This is a genomic window from Pedobacter westerhofensis (assembly GCF_900182595.1).
Lineage (GTDB): Bacteria > Bacteroidota > Bacteroidia > Sphingobacteriales > Sphingobacteriaceae > Pedobacter > Pedobacter westerhofensis.
Window position 1 is genome coordinate 24,390 of sequence record NZ_FXTN01000023.1, and the last position, 8,976, is coordinate 33,365.

The following is an 8,976-nucleotide window of genomic DNA, read 5'->3' on the forward strand; positions in this document are numbered from 1 at the left end:
ATTTCAGATCTTTCTATGACTACCGAACCAAAAAAAATAAAACAAAGCACGCTCATTATCATTGCTGCCATTGTCCTTGTACTCGGGATTATTGCAGGTTATTATGGATATAACCAGTTCAAGGTATATTTTAAGCCCAATATTTCGGGAAAGGAAGCCTATCTGTATATTAAAACAGGATCATCGATAGACGACCTGTATGCAGAGATCAAAAGCAAAAACCTGCTGAAAGATGTGGGTACGTTTAGTCAGGCCGCTGCTAAGATGGATCTTGCACAGCGATTAAAACCAGGCCGTTACAAGCTATCAAAAGGATTAACCAACCGTGCCCTGATCAATATGATCAAAGCAGGTAATCAGGAACCAGTGAAACTGAAGTTCCACAATATCAGAAGGAAAGAAGATTTCGCCGGTTATTTAGCGAAGAACCTCGAAGCTGATTCAGCTGCTTTTATAAAGGTACTGGATTCTGCTGCGCTGGTTGAGAAATACGGTTTTACTACCGATAACAGCTATACCATGTTCATTCCCAACACGTACGACATGTACTGGAATACTACGCCGCTGGATTTCTTTGAGCGGATGCAGAAAGAGTTTGATAAATTCTGGACTGCGGAACGTAAACAAAAAGCAGCAGCCCTGAAACTTACTCCTCAACAGGTAACAGTACTGGCTTCCATTGTGGATGGAGAAGCGTTGTATGACAAAGAAATGCCGATCATCGCAGGTTTATACTTGAACCGCCTGAACAGAGGTATCCTATTACAAGCAGACCCAACGGTGATCTTTGCAAACAATGATTTTACGGTAAAGCGTGTAACCAATGCTTTGCTGAGAGTAGATTCTAAATATAATACCTATAAATACGCTGGCTTGCCTCCGGGTCCTATAATGATGCCGAGCATCAGTGCTGTTGATGCAGTGTTGAATTACAACCATAACAACTATATTTACATGTGCGCTAAAGAGGATTTCTCAGGCTATCATGCCTTTGCAGAAACAAAAGCAGAGCACGAGATCAATGCCAATAAATACCGTGCAGCACTGAATAAAAGAAATATATACAAGTAATCAAATAATCACAGAGAATTATCAGGCTTGCCCTACTGGTTCTCTGTGAATACTGACGAAAACTTTTTTCCGGCGGTGGCAGTTATAAAAAAGATAGCACAATATTTTACTTAAATTTGGTGAATGATCTGGTTACACTGGCAACTTTTACGATTAAAGTCTTATTCCGCGTTTATAGAATGGACAAAAGATTGTGTTCTTCCAGGGTTTAGCCCGCTCCCGCTCTATACGATTGCCGTTTTCTTTTTCAAGGAGATCGGAAAGGAATCGCTTGTCAATAAAGCATCCTCACTGGCATACAATTTCATGCTGGCGATCTTTCCTGGAATCATCTTCCTTTTTACGTTAATTCCGTACATTCCCAAGCGTATCGGTTTCCAGGACCAGCTGATGGTCTTGCTGCAGTTAATTCTGCCTAAGCAGGCATATAAAGCTTTTGAAACTACCCTCAGTGAGATCGTGAAGATCCAGAACGGAAAGTTACTCTCCTTCGGTATTATCCTCTCTGTTTTTTTTGCTACTAACGGCTTACATAACCTCATGAAAGCGTTTAACAAGTCGTCCCTTACCCGGGAAACCCGAAGCTGGCTTAAACAGCGGTTTATTGCGTTAATCCTGACCTGTGTGATTGTCTTTTCTCTTATTGTGACTATCGCAGCCATGACTGTTGGAGAAATCGCATTGAATTACATCAACCGGGGTCTACATGTAAATGCTAAGTTCGTGATCTTCCTAATCGAACTATCAAGATGGGCTTTACTGGGGATCTTGTATTTTGTAACGATCTCTGTGCTGTATCGCTATGGCCCGGCAAACACAAAGAAGTGGAAGTTTTTTAGCGCAGGTTCATGGCTGGCGACGATCCTGGCATTTTTAACGATCTGGGGCTTCTCTTTTTATATTAACCACTTTGGATCATACAATAAAGTATACGGATCTATCGGTACTTTGATCGTAGTCATGATCTGGTTGTACCTCAATTCTCTGATACTTTTGCTGGGTTTTGAGCTGAATGCAAGTGTTGACCTGTCAAAACGGAGCATCAAAATCATCAAACAGCCCTTCAATTTGTTCAAAAATCCGCCTTTAGAGGGCAATAAACTGAATAAATAAAAGTTTTTCTATCTCTGCATTAACGAGTTATCAATTTTCTGTTAAAAAATCAACATCATTATTTGCAGAATCAAGCGGTATTTGTACTTTTGTCGCGGAGAGTTGGCAGAGTGGTCGATTGCGGCAGTCTTGAAAACTGTTGACTTGTCAAAGGGTCCGCGGGTTCGAATCCCCCACTCTCCGCAGATAGCAATATCAAAATGTTTAAATAGCCTGTTAATGTTCAATTAACGGGCTTTTTTGTTTTTAAGCGTGTTCATATGTTTCATATAAAACCATATCTCCAGTGAGTAATCCAGTGAGTAGGTCTAAAAAATGAGCGAACTCACTGGAACGATGTAACAAATTGTGTATCAACCAGTTTATAATTTGAACATCTTGTGCAAGCCTGACGGTTAAGTTAAATTTGTATTACTTAAATCAGTCGTTATGGACAGCAATTTAAAAACCCTATTTTATTTAAAAAAGCCAAAGAACTATGTCTCAGGTGAAATGCCAATTTATTATCGGATCACTCTGAATCTAGTACCCGCGGAATTATCAACTGGAATTTCGTGTATCCCCTCCCACTGGAATAAGAAAACGGAGCGAATTAAGGAATCACATCTTGATTCTGTTCGGGATAATATGGTTCTCAGTCAATTGGAGTTAAAGGCCAAAGATAATTATAGATATATCAGCGAGATGGAACCACATAGAATCATCTCAGCAAAGGACATCAAAGACATCCTACTTGGGAAACAAATTAAACGTATTATGCTTTTGGATGTATTCAGAGAGCATAATGAAAAAGTGAAAGGCTTAGTTGGCCAAGATTTCGCTGCCGGAACCCTTCAACGTTATGAAACCTCTTTAAAGCATACTGCCCATTTTATCAAGAAAAAATACAAAACAACAGATATTGCTATTAACCAGGTAAATCATGTATTTATTTCCGAATATGATTTCTACCTGCGAAGTGTACGTGGGTGCAGTAACAACACAACAGTAAAATATATCAAAAATTTCAAAAAGATTATTTTAATCTGTTTGGCTAATGGATATATCGTAACCAATCCTTTTCTAAATTATAAACCGAAAATAAAGCCTGTAAATCGCTTGGCATTAACGTTAGATGAATTATGCTTGCTAGAAAACAAGACCTTCAGTATTGATCGTTTAGAAGCTGTAAAGGATACATTTCTATTCTGCTGCTACACTGGACTCGCTTACGCGGACGTTTCTTCACTAAAACCAGCAAATATTTTGAAAGGTATTGATGGCGAAATTTGGCTCCATACCTTCAGACAAAAAACTTTAACAGCTACAAAGGTTCCTCTATTGGATAAAGCTTTAAAACTGGTCGCAAAATATAAGGGCCATCCTAAATGTGCGCAGCAGATATTTCCCCTGATCTCTAATCAGAAGATCAACGCGTACATCAAAGAAATCGCCGATCTTTGTGGTATTCAAAAGGACTTAACCTTCCATATCGCTAGACATACATTCGCTACTACAATTACTTTATCTAACGGCGTGCCTATCGATACTGTGTCAAAGATGCTGGGCCACACAAATATAAGAACTACTCAGCTCTATGCAAAAACTCTTGAACAGAAAATCAGTACAGACATGGCTATTCTTAGGACGAAACTGCAACAGTAAGAAGATCAAATTGGATTATTGATGGTAAGAACCGTCAGGCAAGAACTGATAGCCCTTATTTAAATACATTCCCTATAGAGCTATTAACGATGGTGGTAGTTCTATTTTATCAACGTTTGGAATAATAGAATTCTCAATTGGGAAGACTCTCTTTTTTTACATATTCGACATCTCGATAGTGGGCTGAGCATTAAAAGGATAGCAATCATCAACACATACTTCTGATTCTACATTTTCTATCCACTCCTTCGCCAAATCACTATATCTTTGCAATACTTCTATCGTATTTTTCGACCCGTAGACATCTAAATACATTGAAGGAAGATCATCAACCATCATCCATAAAACATTATCCTCACTACTTGCATAGTTGTCAATTTCAAATAGAAAAATACAATAGTTCTTCCGAGATTTAAGTAGAGTTAACTGCTTCTAACACTCCTACACCATTTAAAGCTTTCTAAATATGCAGTTGCCCGCTGATTCATCTCTCCTACCTTATCATAATACTCAACAGTCCCTTCTGGGGCCTCAAAACTTATAGGATATCCCATTTTTTTGTTTTTATTAACTACTCCGATTTAATCTCCATCTCATAAAACCACCGTTTAATGATAAGACTTAAAGTGCCTGAACAAGAAAAAACACTTTTTATGTAACAAGGTACTATGTTATACATCATAGTGTGAATGTTTACTATGAAAAAAGGATGCTTTTTGATATTTAGAGCGATAATGCTTTGTTTAATCTCTATTCCGTGCTGGTCACAACCAGAAAAATTGCTTACAGATAATCCACTCAGAGACAAATTAGATAGGGTTGTACAAGCAGCTGCAACAGACTATATGGCTAATCCTGGTACGGTTGGTCTTTCAATCGCTATTTATAAAGATGGACGTAGGTTAATGTATAACTATGGCGAATCAACAAAAGGGACAGGCCAACTGATTAAAGCAAATCAATTATTTAATTTAGGTTCTGTAGCTAAGACATTTATTGGAATTATGCTTGCACAAGCTGTAATAGATAAAAGAGCAACTTTACAAGACGACATCCGTAAATATCTCCCAGGAAAGTATCCTAATTTACAATACGAAGGTCGCAGCGTAAGGTTGATTGACATAGCCAATCATACGTCTGGTCTACCGAAGTCATCCAGAAATTTTCCGGCAAAAATTATGGATAGCATAAAGAATATAAGTCTTCCTAAACAGCTTGATTTCTTTTCGAAGTATAATCAAGACACTTTAATGAAGGATATGCATAAATTCAAGCTTGAGACCTTGCCCGGTACCAAGTACGAATATAACGGCAACGCCATGACAATCCTTATTCTCTTACTTGAACGCATATATCATCAACAGTATGAGCTGTTGGTGACAAATTACCTTAAAAATCACTTAGGTCTTTACGATACAAGAACAAAAATTCCTGTGAATCAGCTAAACCGTTTTATTCAGGGCTATAAAGATGCATCACGTCCTGTACAATGGTATGATCTCACAAATGATAAAACCAATGAGATCAATACTAACCTTTTTTACCCTGGGGGGCCAAGTATGAATTCAACCATGGCAGATATGCTTAAATATTTAATAGCAAATGTTGAAGAAACCGACCCTGCTATAAGATTATCACACAAGGAAACTTATCACCAAACAGACAGCACGGGTGTAGGCTTAAGTTGGATGATTGGCAATAATGATGGAAAACGCTTTGTCTACCACAGTGGCAAAACAGGTATTGGATTTAGCACACTTTGTGTTGCATATCCAGAGGACAAAACAGGGATCATGATACTTGTTAATGGTAACCTTAGTCAAGACAACATATCCATTTTAAGCGACAAGATTAAAATTGCTCTTGTGGAATGATTACTTATTCTCATTAATCCCTCATTAATTGGTAATATTGGAGCCAGTGCCTCAGTATTCTACCGTTTTTTGAAGCGTTTTGATTATTGTCATCTGGAATTAAAAGTTTTATATTGTGACATACAATCACTCCAGCAAATTAAAACCATTATTAAACCAATTTAAAGTGTCAAATATTACTATAAAAGCTTCCGATTTTCGATATCCAACTAGAGAAGAGTTACAAGAGGTCTATAAATACACTTCAGACCTTCATAATTTCGATTTTCCTTCCGACGACCCAATGGAATCAATGTTTTCTGACCGCACTATCACAGATACTTATCGAGATAACAATTTGCATTATTGGGACGGTGTACTGTTAAATAGGAATGGTGCATTAGCTCTTACCTAACAAAATTCTGTAGTAAGCTACATGCGTGGGTTTCCTGAAGCTTTAGCACTTTTTGAGCACAATCACTATGTTAACCGATTAAATTTTGACTATAACGCTGAAATATTTTACTACCATTTTTCGACTGTTAAAGATACTGTAGCACAAATCATGAACATCTATTATGGCCTTAACATCCCTACTAAAAAAATGTATTTTAATGAAAAAATTGCTAAAAAAGTGCCAAATGCAACTGTCATTGAAGTAATTGAGAATTTTCTAAACAAAACAAGCCTTGCAAAGGAATATCGTGACAGCTTCACACACCGCACTCCTATAAACTACTCAGACAATAGGTGTTCTGTTGAATGGACAACTAGTACAATTACCTATTATTCAGCAAAAGATAGCTATGTAAAATCACCCACGATAAAGGCTAATATGGATGCTACTATTGACTTATTGGCTAAGATGTTAGATGAACTGAAAGGGCTAATGCCATAACATTTCGGTATTCCCTCCTGTTTTGAGGGCTATTTATTGATTATAAAATCTTCCATTAATTTTTATCCTGAAGATTGCCAGTCTTCATTATCAAGAACTCATCATCAAAACATCGATTGATTTCGATTAATGAAATGGGTTTATCATAATTACGAGAACTTCCGCCGTGTTTATCCCGTTAGCTTCTCTTTATGAAGCAGTTAATAACTATTATCATAAAACGGAGGAAAATTGATGAGGCTAAACAAAGTAGCGGGTGTTTCCTTGAGCTGTTAATCCAAGTGGTCTAATAGTCACTTTCAGTGACCTTTACTTACTGACGCTGGATCGCTTTTAACATGTCCAAATGCTGTGGTTCTCAACCCAATATAGTTCTCGCTTTCTCTGAAGAGGACTGATAGTTCCAGGTCCAGAATTCTGCGATAAAAGGATTGCCTACTAATTTCAGGAGTTCAGACATATTGGTTTCAAACATTCTAGCATTATTACCAGTACCATGGCTAAGAGAACCCGCTAAAATTTTGTTTTGATGCCTCTGAAGATTTATGATGAGAATTCATTAGGGACTTAATCAAATTCAGTTTTATCGACATATAATCGTAATAACTATTTTGTACTATTATTTATGTCTGTTCATGACAGGATATCAGAGTTATCCGAAATGATTGAAGAACTATTTTGACCAAGGAAGGGTTGAATCTTGTGATACAATCTAATTGCCCGAAGAAATTTTAGGGTTAATGAGTACATTTCATAATCACTATGCAATTGGTAATTAATATTTAATTTTACTAACTCATCATAAAACAAATCTAGCGTCAAACCTTCATCTGACAGTTTTTCTCTGAGCGTTCGGATAATTTGATTTTCTATCACCTTCTATTCTCCTTTTTTTATTTGTTGTTGCAAACACACAAAGAAGCCTATAAGTTTTAATAAGAATAAATATTAGAGTTGGCTTTTGCTCATCCTCTAGAATAATGATAGATAAAGTTATGTATTGGGATAGATGTCCCGTTCTGAGTCCTTAAACATTATTCTTAATCAGTGGACTCAGCTTGATCAGATGATCTGGTGTTATCAAGACGCCTAGAGCCCATTTCCCAACGATCGAAATTCCTATGCTTTAGATAGCCTTCAGATAAGAATTCTAATTTATAATGTGTAAAGTCTGCTTCAAAAGCTCTATACCTTGCCCTAGCGTCGAATTCGCGACCTTTTACTCACACATTATGTTTCCCCCACCACTCTTTGCTTGAAGTTGACATTAAACCGACGCATATATCCGTCAACACATTAAAACATAAGATATGCAAGGATATAGCTGTATCGAGAAAAAACTGAAAGAACAACATGACTTTCATTGAGACTTGGTCCGTTCATTCAATCGTGGGAATTTAAATTTTATATTGGTATTATTTGGATGCATCCTTCGGGTCAAATGACGTTACCCAAATAAATTACGACCTAATATATACAATCTCTTTAATACATATTATGGAATAAGATAAGATACACAGGGTTATTTTACGGCAGGTATTTGGTACCATCGCATATATCAACATTACCTATTCAAGTAAAACGAGACGAATGACGTACAACCAAATCATTCCTAATTCTAATTTTTACGTAACATCAGGTTGAGATACTATATAGGGTCATTGCCATTGTTTTTATTACTAACATTTAGCTTCTTTCCGAGAGCTATAGCCTCTTTGTGATGTTGCTGTATTCCTGAGAGAGAATTGATCGCGAATGTTTTAATAGCATTGTTCTTAAAGGTAACTGCATTACCAAACAGCATATCGGAGTGAGCTAATGAGGTAATTACCAGTTTCACATAGGCTTTATCTAGGAATCTATCGGATACTGTTTTAAAAACCATCAGTTGTGCCATGTTTTCTTCAGACTGTACCGTTGGCGGAGATATTCCTTTTCCTTTGGCAATCGATACCAAATCATTATTCGCTTTAGTGCTTACCGCGATCATCTTTTCTGCAAAAGACTTTACCAGAGGATCTCTTGTTTTTCTCGCCACCATCGTAGCGATTTCTACATCAAACATGGCACCATTGATGGCCTCAAGTATAAAAAGTTTTTCATTACCCTGGAGGTCTACGTCTGATGTGTATATCTGAGCCCTCTTGGTAGTGTCGGTTCCAATACTGGTAATAACAGTAGCCGCCGCATCCCGATTATTTCTGTTTTTATTCTGACAGGAAACTGATATAGTAATTACCAAAATGGCAGTTATTAGAATTTTATTTTTTCTCATGCTAGTAATTTTTGTCAAAGATCCGGCTGGGAGTTTCGGCAAAACTGACCCTATCATTCCGCAATTAAACTGACGTTCTATTCCGCTCCAAATTGACCCCTCTGTTTCGGTGCAAACTGACC

At 37.2% G+C, this 8,976-nt stretch carries 6 protein-coding genes and 1 tRNA gene; 6 read left to right on the forward strand and 1 reads right to left on the reverse strand.

Features of this window, described 5'->3' with window-relative positions; translation table 11 throughout:
* Window positions 1–15 precede the first annotated feature (15 nt).
* The 6 genes from mltG (at window position 16) to FN831_RS27070 (ending at window position 6,579) form a co-directional block, all read left to right on the forward strand.
* Window positions 16–1,071 (forward strand): endolytic transglycosylase MltG, encoded by a 1,056-nt coding sequence (gene mltG, locus FN831_RS27045; protein WP_142531336.1) that lies wholly within the window; start codon window positions 16–18, stop codon window positions 1,069–1,071.
* A 123-nt stretch (window positions 1,072–1,194) separates the two neighbouring features.
* Window positions 1,195–2,184 (forward strand): YihY/virulence factor BrkB family protein, encoded by a 990-nt coding sequence (locus FN831_RS27050; protein ID WP_142531337.1) that lies wholly within the window; start codon window positions 1,195–1,197, stop codon window positions 2,182–2,184.
* 96 nt (window positions 2,185–2,280) lie between these two features.
* A tRNA-Ser gene (locus FN831_RS27055) sits at window positions 2,281–2,367 on the forward strand.
* Between the two features lie 246 nt (window positions 2,368–2,613).
* Complete coding sequence (locus FN831_RS27060) at window positions 2,614–3,828, forward strand: site-specific integrase (RefSeq protein ID WP_142531338.1); 1,215 nt, start codon at window positions 2,614–2,616, stop codon at window positions 3,826–3,828.
* 689 nt (window positions 3,829–4,517) lie between these two features.
* A complete protein-coding gene (locus FN831_RS27065) occupies window positions 4,518–5,702 on the forward strand; it encodes a serine hydrolase domain-containing protein (protein ID WP_142531339.1) in 1,185 nt (394 codons plus the stop codon).
* 415 nt (window positions 5,703–6,117) lie between these two features.
* Window positions 6,118–6,579 (forward strand): Cthe_2314 family HEPN domain-containing protein, encoded by a 462-nt coding sequence (locus tag FN831_RS27070; RefSeq protein WP_142531340.1) that lies wholly within the window; start codon window positions 6,118–6,120, stop codon window positions 6,577–6,579.
* Window positions 6,580–8,227: 1,648 nt separating this feature from the next.
* Here the strand turns inward: FN831_RS27070 and FN831_RS27075 are convergent.
* Window positions 8,228–8,976: DUF4142 domain-containing protein (locus FN831_RS27075; protein ID WP_142531341.1), on the reverse strand; the 749-nt coding region annotated here is incomplete at its 5' end.

Bases quoted from the DNA above. Each gene is read 5' to 3' on its own strand.
- mltG (WP_142531336.1), top strand. From the start codon at position 16: ATGACTACCGAACCAAAAAAAATAAAACAAAGCACGCTCATTATCATT.
- FN831_RS27050 (WP_142531337.1), top strand. From the start codon at position 1,195: ATGATCTGGTTACACTGGCAACTTTTACGATTAAAGTCTTATTCCGCG.
- FN831_RS27060 (WP_142531338.1), top strand. From the start codon at position 2,614: ATGGACAGCAATTTAAAAACCCTATTTTATTTAAAAAAGCCAAAGAAC.
- FN831_RS27065 (WP_142531339.1), top strand. From the start codon at position 4,518: ATGTTTACTATGAAAAAAGGATGCTTTTTGATATTTAGAGCGATAATG.
- FN831_RS27070 (WP_142531340.1), top strand. From the start codon at position 6,118: ATGCGTGGGTTTCCTGAAGCTTTAGCACTTTTTGAGCACAATCACTAT.